General features: G+C 63.6%; 15 protein-coding genes. 9 read left to right on the plus strand and 6 right to left on the minus strand.

Annotated elements, in window-relative coordinates; all coding sequences use genetic code 11:
* The first annotated feature begins 36 nt into the window (after positions 1 to 36).
* Entirely contained in the window at positions 37 to 3,033 is a 2,997-nt protein-coding gene (locus C0V82_RS17225) for a TonB-dependent receptor plug domain-containing protein (protein WP_102113697.1), read from the plus strand.
* 78 nt (positions 3,034 to 3,111) lie between these two features.
* Here the strand turns inward: C0V82_RS17225 and C0V82_RS17230 are convergent, their stop codons facing one another.
* On the minus strand, positions 3,112 to 3,702 hold the full coding sequence (locus C0V82_RS17230) for a TetR/AcrR family transcriptional regulator (RefSeq protein WP_102113698.1): 591 nt from the start codon (positions 3,700 to 3,702) through the stop codon (positions 3,112 to 3,114).
* A 199-nt stretch (positions 3,703 to 3,901) separates the two neighbouring features.
* On the opposite strand from C0V82_RS17230, the gene C0V82_RS17235 reads away from it, so the two are divergent.
* The 6 genes from C0V82_RS17235 (at position 3,902) to C0V82_RS17260 (ending at position 11,612) form a co-directional block, all read left to right on the plus strand.
* Positions 3,902 to 5,074, plus strand: coding sequence for an isovaleryl-CoA dehydrogenase (locus C0V82_RS17235; protein ID WP_102113699.1), 1,173 nt, complete (start codon positions 3,902 to 3,904; stop codon positions 5,072 to 5,074).
* Between the two features lie 181 nt (positions 5,075 to 5,255).
* Positions 5,256 to 6,863 (plus strand): carboxyl transferase domain-containing protein, encoded by a 1,608-nt coding sequence (locus C0V82_RS17240; protein ID WP_102114364.1) that lies wholly within the window; start codon positions 5,256 to 5,258, stop codon positions 6,861 to 6,863.
* 11 nt (positions 6,864 to 6,874) lie between these two features.
* Positions 6,875 to 7,654, plus strand: coding sequence for an enoyl-CoA hydratase/isomerase family protein (locus C0V82_RS17245; RefSeq protein ID WP_102114365.1), 780 nt, complete (start codon positions 6,875 to 6,877; stop codon positions 7,652 to 7,654).
* Complete coding sequence (locus C0V82_RS17250; protein WP_102113700.1) at positions 7,651 to 9,633, plus strand: acetyl/propionyl/methylcrotonyl-CoA carboxylase subunit alpha; 1,983 nt, start codon at positions 7,651 to 7,653, stop codon at positions 9,631 to 9,633. Before C0V82_RS17245 ends, C0V82_RS17250 begins: the two co-directional genes overlap by 4 nt.
* Before the next feature lie 175 nt (positions 9,634 to 9,808).
* Entirely contained in the window at positions 9,809 to 10,516 is a 708-nt protein-coding gene (locus tag C0V82_RS17255; protein ID WP_158660009.1) for a substrate-binding periplasmic protein, read from the plus strand.
* Between the two features lie 202 nt (positions 10,517 to 10,718).
* Entirely contained in the window at positions 10,719 to 11,612 is an 894-nt protein-coding gene (locus tag C0V82_RS17260) for a hydroxymethylglutaryl-CoA lyase (protein ID WP_102113702.1), read from the plus strand.
* Positions 11,613 to 11,647: 35 nt separating this feature from the next.
* On the opposite strand, the gene C0V82_RS17265 is transcribed toward C0V82_RS17260, so the two are convergent.
* Entirely contained in the window at positions 11,648 to 12,112 is a 465-nt protein-coding gene (locus tag C0V82_RS17265) for an Lrp/AsnC family transcriptional regulator (protein ID WP_102114366.1), read from the minus strand.
* Positions 12,113 to 12,242: 130 nt separating this feature from the next.
* Here C0V82_RS17265 and C0V82_RS17270 point away from each other — a divergent pair, with 130 nt between their 5' ends.
* Positions 12,243 to 12,485: a DUF6356 family protein gene (locus tag C0V82_RS17270; RefSeq protein ID WP_102113703.1), complete on the plus strand. Its 243-nt coding sequence runs from the start codon at positions 12,243 to 12,245 to the stop codon at positions 12,483 to 12,485.
* The gene (locus tag C0V82_RS17275) at positions 12,482 to 13,516 is read left to right on the plus strand and encodes a YeiH family protein (RefSeq protein WP_102113704.1); all 1,035 of its coding nucleotides are present in this window, start codon (positions 12,482 to 12,484) and stop codon (positions 13,514 to 13,516) included. The genes C0V82_RS17270 and C0V82_RS17275 overlap by 4 nt, the downstream gene beginning before the upstream one ends.
* 42 nt (positions 13,517 to 13,558) lie before the next feature.
* Here C0V82_RS17275 and C0V82_RS17280 read toward each other — a convergent pair whose 3' ends face one another.
* The 4 genes from C0V82_RS17280 to C0V82_RS17295 are packed head-to-tail and all read right to left on the minus strand — an operon-like array spanning position 13,559 to position 17,568.
* Positions 13,559 to 14,689 carry a CaiB/BaiF CoA transferase family protein gene (locus tag C0V82_RS17280; RefSeq protein WP_102113705.1) on the minus strand — a complete coding sequence of 377 codons (1,131 nt, stop codon included), beginning with the start codon at positions 14,687 to 14,689 and terminating at the stop codon, positions 13,559 to 13,561.
* Positions 14,686 to 15,816, minus strand: coding sequence for a CaiB/BaiF CoA transferase family protein (locus C0V82_RS17285; RefSeq protein ID WP_102113706.1), 1,131 nt, complete (start codon positions 15,814 to 15,816; stop codon positions 14,686 to 14,688). Before C0V82_RS17285 ends, C0V82_RS17280 begins: the two co-directional genes overlap by 4 nt.
* An 11-nt stretch (positions 15,817 to 15,827) precedes the next feature.
* Entirely contained in the window at positions 15,828 to 17,024 is a 1,197-nt protein-coding gene (locus C0V82_RS17290) for an acyl-CoA dehydrogenase family protein (RefSeq protein ID WP_102113707.1), read from the minus strand.
* 22 nt (positions 17,025 to 17,046) lie between these two features.
* The gene (locus C0V82_RS17295) at positions 17,047 to 17,568 is read right to left on the minus strand and encodes a MaoC family dehydratase (protein WP_102113708.1); all 522 of its coding nucleotides are present in this window, start codon (positions 17,566 to 17,568) and stop codon (positions 17,047 to 17,049) included.

Raw genomic sequence — 17,568 nt, forward strand, 5'->3', positions numbered from 1 at the left:
TAGAAGAACCGGCGGGCGCAATCGGAGAGGCATGCAATGACAAAGACGGACAGCAAGACCATACGCGCATTACGCGGACTTCTGATGCTGGGGGCGGCGGTCGGAATGACGGGCACCGCCATGGCCCAGGACCAACTTGAAGAGATCGTCGTTACCGGTTCACGCATTGCGCGTACCAATCTGAATTCCACGGTGCCGTTAAACGTGGTGGGCGAGACGGAAATCCGCTTCGCTGGTTTCACCAATCTGGCCGATGCCGTCTCCGCCGCGCCGCAGTTGGCGCCGGCCCTGAACGGCCAGTCTTCGGGTGGCTTCCTGTTTGTCGGCGGGCAGAGCCGCGTCGATCTGCGCGGCCTGGGTACCAACCGCACGCTGGTGCTGGTCGATGGCAAGCGCCATATCACGGGCGCGCTCGACAGCTCCGCCGTCGATCTGAATACCATCCCGACCAGCATGGTGCAGCGTACGGAAATCATCACCGGCGGCGCGTCTGCCGTGTACGGTTCCGAGGCCGTGGCCGGTGTGGTCAACGTCCTGCTGCGCAAGGATTTCCAGGGCGTGGAAGTCGACAGCTCCTATGGCATCACCGAATATGGTGACGGGCAGGAGATGCAGCACAGCGCGGTATTCGGCGCGAAGTTCGACGAGGGCAAGGGCTACATCCTGGCCGGCGTGGAATATACCAAGGTTGACGGCGTTCTGGCCGATGATCGTAAGTGGGCCAGCCCCGGCATCACCTTCAATACGCTGGTAACGCCAAACACGTCGATCCAGAATCCGAAGAGCCGTACGGGCCGTGGCGGCGTGTTCCGCACGCTGGTTGCCAATCCCGGCGCCGGCCCGCTGGCCGCCAACGCCCAGGCCGGTGTGTCGATTGATTTCGAGACGCGGTCAGTCCAGGGTCTGAACGCCAACTGTCTGGCCCCGCGCAATAATCCGACGGCGGCTACCCCGCTCTGCGATGATCCGTCGCTGGATTATACGTCGATCTACACGACGCTGCAGGGTGAGAGCGAGCGTCTGCTGGGCCGTGCCTATGGGTCGTACCAGATTAGCGATTACGTGAAGATGACGGCGGAGATCGGCGCTGCCAGCGTCGACAGCTCCAACCCGCGCGCCCAGCCGGCCTTCACGGGCACGGCCTCGTTCCGTCACAATGTTCGTCGTGACAATGCCTTCTTGGCCGGGACCAGCGCCAATGCCGTCGAACTGCGTCGCATCTTCGACGCCAATGGCCTGACGGCGCCGACCGCGTCGGCGGAGCTGTATCGCTTCACGGAAGAATTCGGTCAGCGCGTGATCGAGCAGCAGCGCGATATGATCCGCACCGTGATCGGTTTCGAAGGCGATTTCGAGGCGGGCGACCGTACCGTCAAGTGGGACACCTACTACCAGTACGGCCAGTTGGACGGTAAGTCGCTGAACCGTGGCCAGTTCAACAAGGACCGCTATACCCGTCAGCTGGATTCGGTGATCGATCCTGCCACGGGCCGTCCGATCTGCCGCGATCTGCTGTCCACCGACGCCGGTGTTCGCGCCGCTGCCGCCGGGTGTATCCCGTTCGACTGGCTGAACGGCCCCAGCCAGGCCGCTATCGATTATTCCAAGGCGACCTCCGTCACCATCGGTCAGGCCAGCCAGCAGGTGGCCGCGTTCAACGTGACCACCGACCTGTTCGACCTGCCGGCGGGCCCGCTGGGCATCGCCGTCGGTGCCGAATATCGCGAGGAGAAGTCGGATCAGGAAACTGACAGCGCCACCGCTCAGGGTCTGCTGTTCACCAACGCCATTCCGCGCCGCAAGGGTTCGTATGACGTTGCTGAATATTACGCTGAGGCGCTGGTCCCGCTGCTGTCTGATATGTTCCTGGCCAAGGAACTGACCCTGGATGGTGCCTATCGCTGGGCCGATTACAGCACGGTCGGCGGTGTCAGCCAGTGGAAGGTGGGGCTGGATTACACCCCCATTGATGATATCCGTTTCCGTGGCACCTATTCGGAATCGGTGCGCGCCCCGAACATCATCGAACTGTACGCCCCGACGGGTGAGAATTTCACGGGCACGCAGCAGGACCCCTGCGACCGTTCGCGTGTCGCCACGCTGACCGGTGAGGCCCGGAATATCCGCGTCGCCAACTGCACGCGCGATATTCCCGGCTATAACGCGGCGACCTTCGACAGCAATATCGGCACGGGTCGTTCCTCCCTGCGCCTGTTGCAGGGTGGTAACGTCAACCTGAATGAGGAAACGGCAGAGACCTTTACGATCGGTACGGTTATTCAGCCGACCTTCCTGGATGGTTTCTCGGCCACCGTCGATTACTACGACATCAACATTAAGGACGCGATCAACCTGCCCGCCCTGTCGGGCGTGTTCCAGGCCTGCTATGACACGGCGGGCGGGAGCCCGCTTTGCCAACTGATCGTGCGTGACCAGACCGGTGCGCGGACCAATGTTGTTGGCGGTGTCGACAGTGTCAGCCTGACCCAGTCCAACATTGCCAGCTTCAAGAACCGTGGCATCGATTTCTCGGTCGCCTATGGTTTCGATCTGAAGGACATGCTGGACGCGGCCAAGGATGACAGCCGTATCGACCTGAGCCTGCAGGGTACGCACCTGTTGCAGTATGATTTCGTCTCCCAGGCAGGGCAGGCACCCCGCAAGTTCGCGGGTACTGCCGGCACCCCGTCCTGGAAGCTGTCGGGTACAGCCAGCTATTCCGACGATGTCTTCACCTTCGCCTGGACGACCCGGTTTGAAGATAATCAGGTGGCAGACGAAACCCTGCTGCCGATTGCCGATGGCCAGCCGCTGCCGCGTATCCCGTTCTACACGGGTGACGTCTGGTACCATGATGTCCGCGTGCTTTATAAGGTCACGCAGGATCTGGTGCTGCGCGCCGGTGTGCAGAACGTAATGAATGACCGTCCGCCGAACCACCCGACAGTCTATCAGGGTACGGGCAACGCCACGTCCGGTAACTGGGACAACCGTGGCCGGTTCTTCTATGCCGGTGTGAATGTGAAGTTCTAAGTTCGGGGCAGGGGGCGGCTCCGCGTCGCCCCTAGCTCCTGCGCTTCGGGCCGCGACCTTCAGGGGCGCGGCCTTTTTTTACGCAACAATGCCGCGCAGGATCAGGTCGCGGTGCAGGGTGGCCAGCTGTTCGGCAGATTTGCGGCCCGTCGGCTGATACCAGGAACAGATGCCGGTCAGCATGGACAGGATGGCATAGGCCGCGATGGTCGGCTCATCCACGCGCAATGACCCATCCGCGCGCCCCTGGCGCAGGATGTCGATCAGCACGCCTTCATACTGCTTGCGCAGGCCCACGATCACCGAATGGTTGGGGGCTTCCAGGCTACGCAATTCCGAATTGGCGATGAACACCTGTTCCCGCCGGGTGATATGATACCCGACATGGAAGGCGATGAAGGCTTCAAGCTGCGCCAGGGGTGCGGCATCGGCCGGCACGGCCTGCTCCACCTCCGCCAACAGGGTGGTCATATGGTCATGGACCAGATCGAACAGGATGTCCTGCTTGTTGCGGACATGATTGTAGAGCGACCCCGGCTGGATACCGACAGCGTCGGCCAGCTGGCGCAGCGTGATCGCCTCATAGCCCTTGCGATAGATCAGGGTCAGCGCCGCCTTGCGGATCGCTTCCATGGTTTTCGGCCCATGGCTGCCGGCGGTACGGGCCATCAACGGCCTCTCTTCATTGACAGAATCATCTCTGCCGCAAACTGCGGTGGGGAAGGGGGTGCCGTCAACCGGAATTCACGCATGCATCCGGCGGCAAGGCCCGCAGGAATCCTTGTTGAAATCGCCAATAAAAAAACGTATGACCGTTTCTATAAGCGCCCCTGATCTGGGCTGACAATCAAGAGAGGATGCCCCGCAAATGCTGCGCAACAGCCTGCCCATGTTCGATTTCGGCCTTGGCGAGACGGCGGACGCGCTGCGCGATGCCGTGGCGTCCTTCTCGGCGGATGAGATTGCGCCGCGCGCGGCGGAGATCGACCGCACCGACCAGTTCCCCATGGACCTGTGGAAGAAGATGGGTGATCTGGGCGTGTTGGGCGTGACGGCGGAAGAGGAATATGGCGGCGCCGGCATGGGCTATGTCGAGCATATGGTGGCGATGGAGGAAATCTCCCGCGCGTCTGCTTCTGTTGGCCTGTCCTATGGCGCGCACTCCAACCTCTGCGTCAACCAAATCCGCCTGAACGGTAACGCCGATCAGAAGGGCCGTTACCTGCCCAAGCTGATCAGCGGCGATTTCGTGGGCGCCCTGGCGATGAGCGAGCCGGGGGCCGGATCGGACGTGGTCTCCATGCGTCTGCGCGCCGACAAAAAGGGTGACCGCTACGTCCTGAACGGCACCAAGATGTGGATCACCAACGGGCCGGATGCCGATGTCCTGGTGGTCTATGCCAAGACCGATCCCGATGCCGGCCCGCGCGGCATCACCGCGTTCCTGGTGGAAAAGGGCTTCAAGGGTTTCTCTGTGGCGCAGAAGCTGGACAAGCTGGGCATGCGCGGCAGCCACACGGGCGAACTGGTGTTCGAGGATTGTGAAATCCCGGAAGAAAATGTGCTGGGTCGCCATAATGGCGGCGTCGGTGTGCTGATGTCCGGCCTGGACTATGAGCGCGCGGTGCTGGCTGCCGGCCCGCTGGGTATCATGCAGGCCTGCATGGATGTGGTTGTGCCCTACATCCATGAACGCAAGCAGTTCGGGCAGTCGATCGGTGAGTTCCAGCTGATCCAGGGCAAGGTCGCCGACATGTATGTCGCGCTGAATTCCTGCCGCGCCTATGTCTATGCCGTGGGGCGTGCGGCCGATGCCAAGCGCATTACCCGCAAGGATGCCGCGGGCGCCATCCTGCTGGCCGCCGAGAAGGCGACGCAACTGGCGCTGGACGCCATCCAGATCCTTGGCGGCAACGGCTATATCAACGAGTACCCGACGGGCCGGCTGCTGCGCGATGCCAAGCTGTATGAGATCGGCGCCGGCACCAGCGAAATCCGCCGCATGCTGATCGGGCGCGAACTGTTCAAGGAAACGGCGTAAGCGCGTTCTTGCTCGTCTCCTCTCCCTGTCGTCATCCCGGCGGAAGCCGGGACCCAGGGGTCCCAGGCACCACCATTTCCCCTTGCCATGAGCGACGCTGCCGAAAGGTCGGGCGCTTGGCCCCTGGGTCCCGGCTTGCGCCGGGATGACGGGAATGGGGGGAGAAACGATCGAGGCACCGATGCCCGTCCTTACCACCAATATCGATCCGCGCAGCACGGCCTTCGCCGAGAACGTGGCCTCCATGAAGGCGCAGGTGGAAGACCTGCGCGCCACCATCGGGCGGATCAGCCAGGGGGGCGGGGAGAAGGCCATGGCCAAGCATCTGGCCCGTGGCAAACTGTCCCCCCGCGACCGTGTGCGTACCCTGCTGGACCCCGGCACGCCCTTCCTGGAATTCAGCCAGTTGGCGGCCTATCAGGTCTATGCCGATGACGTGCCCGCCGCCGGCATTATCACCGGTATCGGCCGCGTTAATGGCCAGGAATGCGTGGTCGTCGCCAATGACGCCACGGTCAAGGGCGGCACCTATTATCCACTGACCGTGAAGAAGCATCTGCGCGCACAGGATATCGCGCGGGAGAACAACCTGCCCTGCGTCTATCTGGTCGATAGCGGCGGGGCCAACCTGCCCAACCAGGACGAGGTGTTTCCCGACCGCGACCATTTTGGCCGCATTTTCTATAACCAAGCCACCCTTTCGGCCAATGGCGTGCCGCAGATCGCTGTCGTCATGGGCTCCTGCACGGCTGGCGGCGCCTATGTGCCCGCCATGGCGGATGAAAGCATCATCGTCAAGAACCAGGGCACCATCTTCCTGGGCGGCCCGCCCTTGGTGAAGGCGGCGACGGGGGAGGTTGTGTCGGCGGAGGATCTGGGCGGCGGTGATGTGCATACCCGTATCTCCGGCGTGGCCGACCATCTGGCCACCGATGACGGGCATGCCCTGGGCATCGCGCGCCGCATCGTCGGCAACCTGAACCGGGTGAAGACCCCGGAGGTCGATATCAAGCCGGTGCGCGAGCCGCTATACAGCGCCGACGACATTTACGGCATCATCCCTACCGACACGCGCAAGCCCTATGACGTGCGGGAGATCATCGCCCGCATCGTCGATGGCTCCGAACTGGATGAATTCAAGGCCAATTACGGCACGACCCTGGTCTGCGGCTTTGCCCGCCTGTGGGGCATGCCCGTCGGCATCATCGCCAATAACGGCATCCTGTTCAGCGAAAGTGCGGTCAAGGGCGCGCATTTCATCGAACTGTGCTGCCAGCGCAAGATCCCGCTGCTGTTCTTGCAGAACATCACCGGCTTCATGGTGGGCCGGAAGTATGAGAATGCGGGCATCGCCAAGGACGGGGCCAAGCTGGTGACGGCGGTGGCCTGTGCCAATGTGCCCAAGATCACCTTGATCATCGGCGGCAGCTTCGGGGCCGGCAATTACGGCATGTGCGGTCGCGCCTACAGCCCGCGCTTCCTGTACATGTGGCCGAACGCCCGCATTTCCGTGATGGGTGGGGAACAGGCGGCCACCGTGCTGGCCACCGTCCGCCGTGACGGGCTGGAAGCTGCAGGCAAGGAATGGAGTGCCGAGGACGAGGCCGCCTTCAAGGCCCCGATCCGGGAGCAGTATGAAAAGCAGGGCCACCCCTATTACGCCTCGGCCCGCCTCTGGGACGATGGCGTCATTGACCCGGCCGACACCCGTTCCGTGCTGGGCCTGTCGCTGTCGGCGGCGCTGAACGCGCCGATCCCGCCGGCGAAGTTCGGCGTGTTCCGGATGTGATGGGGGCCGCCATGACCATGATCCTGACCGATATTGACGCGCGCGGGGTGGCGACCGTCACCCTGAACCGCCCGGAAATCCATAATGCCTTCAATGACGAGGTCATTTCCGGCCTGACGACCATCTTCCGTGACCTGGGGGCCAACCCGACGGTGCGCATCGTGGTGCTGCGTGGGGCGGGCAAAAGCTTTTCCGCCGGTGGCGACCTGAACTGGATGCGCCGCATGGCCGGCTATAGCCGGGAACAGAACCTGACCGACGCCATCGGTCTGGCCACCATGCTGCGCACCCTCAATGAACTGCCGAAGCCGACCCTGGCCGTGATCCATGGGCATTGCTTTGCTGGGGCTGTCGGGCTGGTCGCGGCTTGCGATATCGCAATCGCCGCCGATCCCGTGCAATTTGCTCTGACGGAGGTGCGTCTGGGTCTGATCCCCGCCACCATCGGGCCTTATGTCGTGGCTGCCATGGGGGCGCGTGCCTGCCGCCGCTATTTCCTGACCGCCGAGCGGTTTGGGGTGGCCGACGCGCACCGGCTGGGTCTGGTGCATGAGGTGGTGGGGCTGGATGATCTGGACGCCGCCGCCGAACGCCATATCGAGAACCTGCTGCTGGCTGGGCCAACCGCACTGGGCGCGGCGAAGGATTTGATCCGTGCCGTCGATGGCCCGGTCACCGACGCCATGGTTGCCGACACTGCCGCCCGCATCGCCGATGCACGGTCAGGTGAGGAAGGCCGCGAGGGCCTGTCCGCCTTCTTTGACAAGCGCAAGCCGGGATGGGTGAAATGAGCCGGATTTCGAAAGTCCTCATCGCCAATCGCGGTGAAATCGCCGCCCGCGTCATGCGCACCGCCCGCCGCCTGGGCCTGGGCACTGTCGCTGTCTATTCTGATGCCGACGCCAAGGCGCTGCATGTGGCCAGCGCCGATCAGGCGGTTCATATCGGTCCGGCCCCGGCGCGCGAAAGCTATCTGGTGATCGACAAGATCATCGCGGCGGCCAAGGCAACGGGGGCGGACGCCATCCATCCCGGCTATGGATTCCTGTCGGAAAACGCCAGCTTTGCCGATGCGGTGGTGGCGGCGGGACTGATCTTCATTGGCCCGCCGGCCAGTGCCATCCGCGCGATGGGCGGCAAGTCAGAGGCCAAGGCCCTGATGGAAACGGCCGGCGTGCCGCTGGTGCCGGGCTATCATGGTGAGGATCAGGATGACGCCCTGCTGGCAGGTGAAGCCGCGCGTATCGGCTTCCCGGTCCTGATCAAGGCGTCCGCCGGTGGCGGCGGCAAGGGTATGAAGGTCGCCAGCAGTGCCGAGGAATTCCTGGCGGCGCTGGCCTCTGCCAAGCGCGAGGCCAAAGCCAGCTTTGGCGATGATCGTGTACTGATCGAGAAGTACCTAGCCCGTCCGCGCCATGTGGAAATCCAGGTCTTCGCCGACAGCCACGGCAATTGCGTCTACCTGTTCGAACGCGACTGTTCCATTCAGCGCCGCCACCAGAAGGTGGTGGAGGAGGCCCCGGCCCCTGGCATGGACCCCGTCATCCGCGCCCGCATGGGCGAGGCTGCTGTGGCGGCGGCGAAGGCCATCGGCTATGTCGGTGCCGGTACCGTTGAATTCCTGCTGGATACTGACGGTTCATTCTACTTCATGGAGATGAATACCCGCCTGCAGGTGGAACATCCCGTGACGGAGAAGATTACGGGTCAGGACCTGGTCGAGTGGCAGTTGCGGGTGGCGGCGGGCGAAACCCTGCCCCTGACCCAAGAGCAGTTGACCATCAACGGCCACGCCATTGAGGTGCGGCTTTACGCGGAGGACCCGGTCAAGGGCTTCCTGCCGCAGACAGGCACACTGGCGCATCTGCGCTTCCCCGAACAGGGGGAGCATGTGCGTGTCGATACGGGCGTGCGCTCGGGCGATGCCATCTCCATCTTCTATGACCCGATGATTGCCAAGTTGATCGTCTGGGACAAGGACCGCGACAGCGCCGTGCGCCGCCTGGAAAAGGCCCTGGCGGAGACGGAAGTGGCCGGTCTGAATGCCAATGTGCCCTTCCTGTCCGCTGTGGCGGGGCATCCGGGCTTCCTGGCCGCCGATCTGGATACGCGCTTCATTGAGCGGTATGAGGCTGACCTGCTTCCCGCCGCGACCGCGCCGGACGTCAAGACCCTGGCCCTGTTCAGCCTGGGCCTGACCCTGTCCCGCCGAAGCGCGGGCAGCGACCCGTGGGATGCCGTCGGTGGTTTCCTGCTGAACCTGCCCGCGACAGAGCGGGTCGAGTGGCAGGAAGCGGGAGAGGACGGGGCCGCGCACAAGGTGGACATCACCTGGACGCGCGGCGGTTTTACCGTCGTCGCCGCCGGTGAAAGCCTGCCTGTCTCCGGCATCCTGTCCGCCGATGGCACCCTTACGGCCACGCTGGGCGGCACGCGGGTCATGGCGCGCTGGGTCCGCTGGGGCGACCATGTCACCTTGTTCCATGCCGGGACCACGCGCACCCTGTCCCTAGTCGATCCGCATGTGGGCAAGCATGCCGACCATGGCGGCCATGGCCGCCTGACGGCCCCGATGCCGGGCAAGGTGATCGCCCTCCTGGTGGAGGAAGGGGCAAGCGTAGCAAAGGGGCAGCCCGTGATCGTGCTCGAAGCCATGAAGATGGAACATACGCTGAAGGCCCCTGCCGATGGCAAGGTCACGCATCTGCGCTATCAGGTGGGTGATCAGGTCAGTGAAGGGGTTGAACTTGTCGGGTTTGAGGCTGCCTGACGGTAGGCGAGACATGCACACTTGCATGAAAAATTCATTTGAGTGTGCATTCAACTTCGTTTCCCTTGGGGCAAAAGGGGATTAAAGTTGATATCCAAGGCAGGCACGGTGAGGAACCGCCATGTTCTCTCGCAGGACAATCCTGAGAGGACTGACCGCCGTCGGGACGCTCCCATTGTGGCGTCCGGCGCTTGCCCTTCCTGCGACCTTCCGCATGGTCTATTTCGGGGATTTCGCCCCCTTCTCGCAGGTGGACGATACCGGTCGGGTGCGCGGCCTGTTTGTGGAGGCGGCGGAAACGCTCCTGCGCGAAAAGCTGGGCCAGGGGGTGGACCATCAGGCGTTCCCCTGGGCCCGTGCCCAGGCCATGGTGCGCGGGGGGGAGGCGGATGGCTTCCTGACGGTGCCGACGCCGGAACGTCTGTCCTATGTGCTGGCCAGCGCGCGTCCCGTCTTCACCTTCCCCATGTGCATCATCGCCGCCGCAGACAGTCCGCGTCTGACCGATCTGCAACAGGTACACCGGCTGGAGGATTTGCGCTCTTTCCGGGTCGGTCACTATATCGGGTCCGGCTGGGCCGATGCCAATCTGCGGCCCCTGGGGCTGGATATCCAATGGGCGGCGGATCTGACGGGCGCCATGCGTCTGGTCGCCAATGGCCGTGTCGATGCGCTGGTGGACAATGCCGTCTCCATGCGGGTGCGACTGGCGGCACCGGAATTCAATGGCAAGCTGGTGGAACTGCCCAATATCCTGGCCACGCAGCCTTATCATTTCTGTATCGGTCGCAACTCTGCTTTTGCCGGCCTGATGCCGCAGGTGAATACCGTCCTGGCCCGGCGCCCGGTCAGCGGTGGCGGTGGGATTGCCAAGGCGACCTGATACCAATCTGCCTTGATGCTGACCGATGGTCAGCATCAAGGCAGCCCTCAAACGCCGGGCGCGCGCATCCGCGCACTTGGCTTACGGCGCACGAGCGCCGGGCCGCCAGTCGGCGGCCTCCGATCCACCAAAGGTCAAAAAACCTTCGGCGGATCGGTATAACCCCATCACATCCCTCTCCCATCCTCACGGTCGAGTGATCATGCACGACATCCGCCTTGTCGAAGTGGGCCCGCGCGACGGGCTTCAGAATGAGAAGACCCTGGTGCCGCTGGCCACCAAGGTCGAACTGGTGAACCGCCTGTCCGCCACCGGCCTGTCGGTAGTGGAGGCTGGGGCCTTTGTCAGCCCGAAATGGGTGCCGCAGATGGCCGATAGCGCGGAGGTGATGCAGGCCATCGCCCGCAAGCCCGGCATCACCTATCCCGTCCTGGTCCCCAACGAAAAGGGGCTGGAAGCGGCCCTTGCCGTGGGCGTGACAGAGGTGGCGGTGTTCGGGGCAGCGTCAGAGGCGTTCAGCCAGAAGAATATCAATTGCAGCATCGCCGAAAGCCTTGACCGCTTCCGCGCCGTCATCGACCGTGCGCGCCTGTCGGGCGTGAAGGTCCGGGGCTACGTCTCCTGCGTCCTTGGCTGTCCTTATGAAGGGGCGGTTGATCCGGGCAAGGTGGCCGAGGTGGCCGCCCGTCTGATGGCCATGGGTTGTTACGAGGTCAGCCTGGGCGATACGATCGGTGTCGGCAACCCGCGAGCGGCCCGCGCCATGCTGAAACGCGTGGCCGAAGACGTGCCTATGGGCCGCATCGCCCTGCACTTTCACGACACCTATGGCCAGGCGCTGGCCAATATCCTGGCCTGTATCGAGTTGGGGGCGAGGGTGTTCGACGGGGCCGTGGCGGGGCTGGGCGGCTGCCCCTATGCCAAGGGCGCGTCGGGCAATGTCGCGACGGAGGATGTGCTCTACATGCTGAACGGCATGGGCCTGTCCACGGGCGTGGACCTGGACGCGCTGGCCGCCATCGGCACCTGGATCAGCGGGGAACTGAACCGGCCCAATGGCAGCAAGGTAGGCCGGGCGCTGTCCGCGAAGGGGTAGGGGGCGTCGCACGCGCTACGCTTATGCGGCACCCCCTACCCCTTCACATAATCCAGAGGCAGTTCGGTCGTGTATTTCAAGCACTCCATTGAGAAGCCGGCGGACACGTCCGACAGGTTGGCGACCTTGATCAAGCGTTTGTAGAGAGCGTCGTAGCCGGCGATGCTGTCCACCATGAACTTCACCAGATAGTCGATGTCGCCCGACATGCGGTGAAGTTCGATCACTTCCGGAATGCGGCTGACCCCTTCTGAGAATTTCTGCAGCCATTCCTCCGAATGGGTGGCGGTGCGGATCAGGATGAACCCGGTCAGGCCCAGGTTGAGCTTGGCGGGGTCTAGCAGGGCAACGCGCTTGCGGATAATCCCCTCATCCTCCAACCGCTTGATCCGCCGCCAAGCCGGCGTCTGCGACACACCGGCCCGTTCGGCGATTTCCGCGACGGAGCCGGAGGCATCCGATTGTAGCGCGGCCAGGATCTTGCGGTCGATCTGATCCAAAATATCCTCCACTATGCGCTATAGGTAGAAGAAAATCGCGAAATAGATCACAGGATACCACAGAGTTTAGACAAAAATCACCCGAAGCTGGTGATAGGCTTTCCTTGTTTCCGGCACCTGGAGGAAAGCCATGCTGCACCGCCTGTTCACAGACCATCCGGCCTCTGTCGGTGAAAGCTATCTGGCCCATATGGGGCAGGCCTTTTCCTTCGGCTTTACGATGCTGTTCGCGTCAATCGCCTGCATCCTGCACGGGTTCTTTCCCTTCCTGTTCGTGAAGACGGGCAGCAACACGATCCGCCGCCTGCATGAACGCATGGTCTCCCATCGCGACCGCCGCACCATGATGGCGCCCGGGACGCTGGCCCGATGACCTTCGCCCCCTGGACCAGCCAGCAGACGCGCCATCCGCTGGTCCAGCGGGGACGGGATGTGCTGCCGGGTTTGCTGCTGTCCGCCATCGTGGCGCTGGCGGCGGCCCATATGTCGGCGTGGCAGGGCGGGCCGGTTATGCTTTACGCCCTGGTCTTTGGCATGGGGCTGAATTTCCTGGCGGCAGACGCCCGCTGCACCCCCGGCATCACCATCGCAACCAAACCGATCCTGCGACTTGGCGTGGCATTACTGGGGGCCAAGGTCACGTTGGCTGACATGCTGGGCCTGGGCTGGGGTGCCGTCGCCCTTGCCGTGTCCGGTCTGCTGGTGACCCTGACGGGTGGCTATGTCATTGGCCGGATGTTGAAGCTGCCGCCGGCACATGCGCTGTTGTCCGCCGGCTCTGTCGCCATTTGCGGCGCGTCCGCCGCCCTGGCCATTTCTGCTGCCCTGCCGGCCCGCCATCAGGCGGAAAAGCCCACATTGCTGGTGGTGGTCGGCGTCACCGCCCTGTCCACCATCGCCATGCTGGCCTATCCGCTGGTGGCCCGCCTTCTGGGCTTGGGGGAGGTACAGGCAGGCCTGTTTTTCGGCACGACCATCCATGATGTGGCGCAGGTGGTGGGTGCAGGCTACCTGGTTTCCGATCACACGGCGGAGGTGGCGGCCATCGTCAAGCTGATGCGGGTGGCCTGTCTGGTGCCGGTGGTGATGGCTGTGGCCTGGATCTTCCGCGACCGCGCGGTGGACGGGGCGAAGAAGGCTAGCCTGCCCACCATTCCGCTGTTCCTGCTGGGCTTCATGGCGCTGGTGGCCGTCAACAGCCTGGGTCTGCTGCCGGCGGCGGTGCTTGGGGTGATGGGTGAATTGTCGCGTGGCTGTCTGGTCGTGGCCGTCGCGGCGCTGGGCATGAAGACCAGCCTGCGGGATATGGCGGCCTTAGGCCCGCGCCCGGTGGCTGCCCTGGTGGGGCAGACGGCGTTGCTGGCTGTCTTTGCACTGGGTTTCATCGCTCTGACCGGCATCTAAAGGCCCTCCGGTCCGGGCGATATGACAAGCTCCTAGCCAACTTCAGGCGGCTGGCAACGCCCGCTGCCACCGTGCCGACTTGTTCCCGAAAAGGGGCAGTTCGAAACGCGGCTGCGCCGGTTCGTCGGTGAACCGGATCGGCACACCGATATGGCGATAGCCGTCGGCGTCGGTCAGCACCATGCCGCGTTCGGCCACGTATGGGTCGTCGAACGCATCCTTCAGGCTGCGCACAGGCGCCCAGCAGCAATCCACCCCGCGCAGGAACTCCTGCCATTCGGGCAGGCTGCGCGTAGCAAATGTGTCCCTGAAGAAGGCGCGCAGCGGTTCCTGCGCCGGTCCCGGCGGCATCTTGGCAAAGGGCAGCAGGTCGGGGCGGCCCAGTGCCGTCAATAGGTTTTCGGCAAACTTGATCTCCGACCCGCCCAGTACAAGGAAACGCGCGTCGGCCGTTTCGTAGATATGGTACATGGCCGATCCACCGAAGCTGCGCATCTCCTTGACCGGCGGGTGGCGATCTTCGGCAAAGACCGGGCCGGTGACGTTGGGTGTCCAGGCGAAAGCGGCATCGAACATGGACAGGTCGACATAATCGCCCTTGCCCGTCGTCGTCCGGCGCAGCAGCGCCATCAGCACCCCGGACAGGGCCATCAGGCTGGCCGCCATGTCGGCGACGGGCATGTTGGGGCTGGCCGGCTTTTCGTCCGTCAGACCCCGGTTCAGGTCCACTAGACCGGCCAGCGCCTGCACCGTCATGTCATGGGCCGGCTTGTGCGCGTATTTGCCTGTCTGCCCGAAGGCGGAGATGGAGCAATAGACCACGCCCGGATTGATGGCGCGCACGGCATCGTAATCGACGCCCAGGCGCTTCACCACGCCGGGGCGGAATGCCTCCACCACCACATCGGCCTCAGCGGCCAGCTCCATGAAGATGGCATGGTCGGCCGGGTCCTTCAGGTTCAGGGCCACCGACCGCTTGCCGCGCCCGATATTGCGGAACCAGACTGTGATGCCATCCTTCGTTTTCTGCCCGATCTCCCGCGTCGGCTCGCCGGTACCATTGGCCGGTTCGACCATGATCACGTCGGCGCCATGGTCGGCCATCATCATGGTCATGTGCGGACCCGGCAGGAAGGCCGACAGGTCCAGAACCTTGATCCCGTCCAGCTTCATTCGGTCATCTCCCCCAGCTTGGGCGCGCGGCGGCCCTTGGGCCGTTCACCATTGATGCGGATGGGGGCGGACAGCAGGCGCAGTGTGCCGCCCTTGGCGTCGGGGTGATCCACATCCTCCACCATCCCGATCTCCGCCACGAACGGATTGTCCAGCGCCTGATCCAGGTTGGTGATGGGGGCGAACGGCACATGCCCGCCCAGGATCGTCAGCCATTCCGCCGTGGTCTTGGTGGACAGCACCTCATCCAGCGTATCGGACAGAAGCTGCCGGTTCGCGCGGCGGGCAGGGATATCCTTGAATTCCGCCCGGTCCAGAAGGTCAGCTCTGCCCGTGCGGCGGCAGAATTCCTCCCAGAATTTGGGCGTCTGGCACATCAACATGGCCCAGCCATCCTTGGTCTTGAAGGACTGGCTGGGCGCGATGGACGGATGCGCCCCGCGCGGCAGGCGCGTCACCTGATCGCCAGCATTCAGATACCATGTGGCGGGGTATGAGAGCTGGTGCAGCGCCGTGTCGAACAGCGCCACATCCACGTCGCAGCCGACACCGGTGGCTTTCGCACCCAGGATGGCCGACACGGTCCCGAACGCCATCATACTGCCCGTCATGAAATCGACCATGGACACGCCCAGCCGTGTCGGCGGCGCATCTGGCTCGCCCGACAGGCCCATGAACCCGGCCTCGGCCTGCATCAGGTAATCATAGCCGGGCCAGGTCTCGCGGCTGTTGCTCCGCCCATAGGCCGACAGGTGTGCGCACACCAGACGTCGGTTGATATCCTTCACCGCATCATAGGTCAGGCCCAGCTTTTTGGGCTGATCCCCGCGCAGATTGTTGATCAGGGCGTCCGCCCCCTTCAGCAGATCGTTAAAGGCAGCGCGTCCTTCCGGGGTCTTCAGGTCGATACTGGCCGACTGCTTGCCCTTGGAAAAGGTCTGGAAGAACTGGCTGTCATCCTTGCCCAGAAAATGCGGGCCCGTGGAACGGGAGACATCCCCGCCTGTGGCAGCATTCTCCACCTTGATCACCGTGGCACCCAGATCGGCCAGCAGCATGCTTCCATAAGGCCCGGCGCCATATTGCTCCACCGCGATGACGCGGATGCCGGAAAGGGGGCGGGTCATGGGAGGTTTCCTCACACCGGATTGCGGGCGATCATCTGCTTGGCGATGATGATGCGCTGCATCTCGTTGGTACCCTCGCCGATGCACATCAGCGGCGCGTCACGGTACAGGCGTTCTATCGGATATTCCTTGGAATAGCCGTAACCCCCGAAGATGCGCATGGCCTCCAGCGTGACCTCAACGCCCGTCTCTGACGCGAAATACTTGGCCATCCCGGCTTCCATGTCGCAGCGGTCGCCCCGGTCGTAGGCGGCGGCGGCGTCCTGGACCAGCAGTTCGGCGGCGCGCACCTTGGTCGCCATCTCACCCAGCTTCAGCTGGATGGCCTGATGCTCCCCGATAGGCTTGCCAAACGTCCGCCGTGTCTGGGCATAGGCCACGCTTTCCTTCAGCGCGCGCCGCGCGATGCCCACGGCACGGGCGGCGACATTGATGCGACCCAGTTCCAGACCGCCGACCGCCATCAGGAAGCCCTTGCCCTCAACCCCGCCCACCAGATGCCGCTCCGCATCCAGTTCATAATCCTCGAAGATCAGCTCGGCACTGTCGATGCCCTTATAGCCCATCTTCTCCAGCTTCTTGCCGGTGCGGAAGCCTTGGTAGCGCTGGCCATTGTCGGGGTCGACCTTGGGCGCGATCAGCATCGTCATGCCCTTGTGGCGCGGCTGCGCGTCGGGGTCGGTCTTGACCAGCAGGGCCACGGCCCCGCCCTCGATCCCGTTGGAAATCCAGGTCTTGGTGCCGTTGATTATATAGGTGCCGCGATCGGTGCGGATGGCACGGGTGCGGATGGCCTGCAGGTCGGTACCGGCATCGGCCTCCGTCAGGCCCAGACCGCCCCGGATTTCGCCGGCACAGAACTTGGGCAGCCAATATTCCTTCTGGGCCTGGGTCCCGAACTTCTCCACGACCGTGGCCATCATGATATGGCTGTTGAAGATGCCGGTCAGCGACATCCAGGTTTCGGCGATCAGGCTGACGATGCGGGTATAGGTGGAGGCGGGCAGCCCCAGCCCGCCAAATTCCGGGCTGATGGTGGCGCCGAACAGGCCCAGTTCCTTCATCTGCTCGACCAGTTGGGTCGGGTAGATGTCGTCATGTTCCAGCTTTTCCGCCACGGGGCGAACCTCGCGGGCCAGCCAGCGTTCGATGCTGTCCAGGATGGCGGCTTCATCATCGGCGTGGATGCCGGGGTGGGGCGTGCTCATATCGGTCGGCTCCCGCGTTCGATCAGTAATTTTCGACCCGGTCTTCCACGGCATGGCCACGGAAGGGGATCAGCATGTTGCGCTTGAACGAACAGACGGTGACGCCGTTCTGGTTCTTGCCGATGGTGCGGATGGTAACGATGCCCTGGTTGGGCCGCTTTTCCGACGCGCGCTTGGCCAGAACTTCGCTCTCGCCATACAGTGTGTCGCCATGGAACACGGGCGCGCTGAATTTCACCTCATCCATGCCCAGATTGGCGATGGCCTTCTGCGACACGTCGGTCACGCTCATGCCGATCAGCAGGGCTAGTGTATAGGGGCTGACCACCAGGTTCTGCTTGAACTCCGATGCCTTGGCGAACTCCGTATCGAAATGCATCGGATGCGTGTTCAGCGTCAGCAGCGTGAACAGGTGGTTGTCATATTCGGTGACGGTCTTGCCGGGGCGATGCTCATAGACATCGCCGACGTTAAAATCCTCGAAATAGCGGCCAAACGTCTCGCGATAGCGGTTCGGGCCGACTTCTTTCCAGTTCTGCACCAT

The organism is Niveispirillum cyanobacteriorum (assembly GCF_002868735.1).
In the GTDB taxonomy this organism is placed as follows: domain Bacteria; phylum Pseudomonadota; class Alphaproteobacteria; order Azospirillales; family Azospirillaceae; genus Niveispirillum; species Niveispirillum cyanobacteriorum.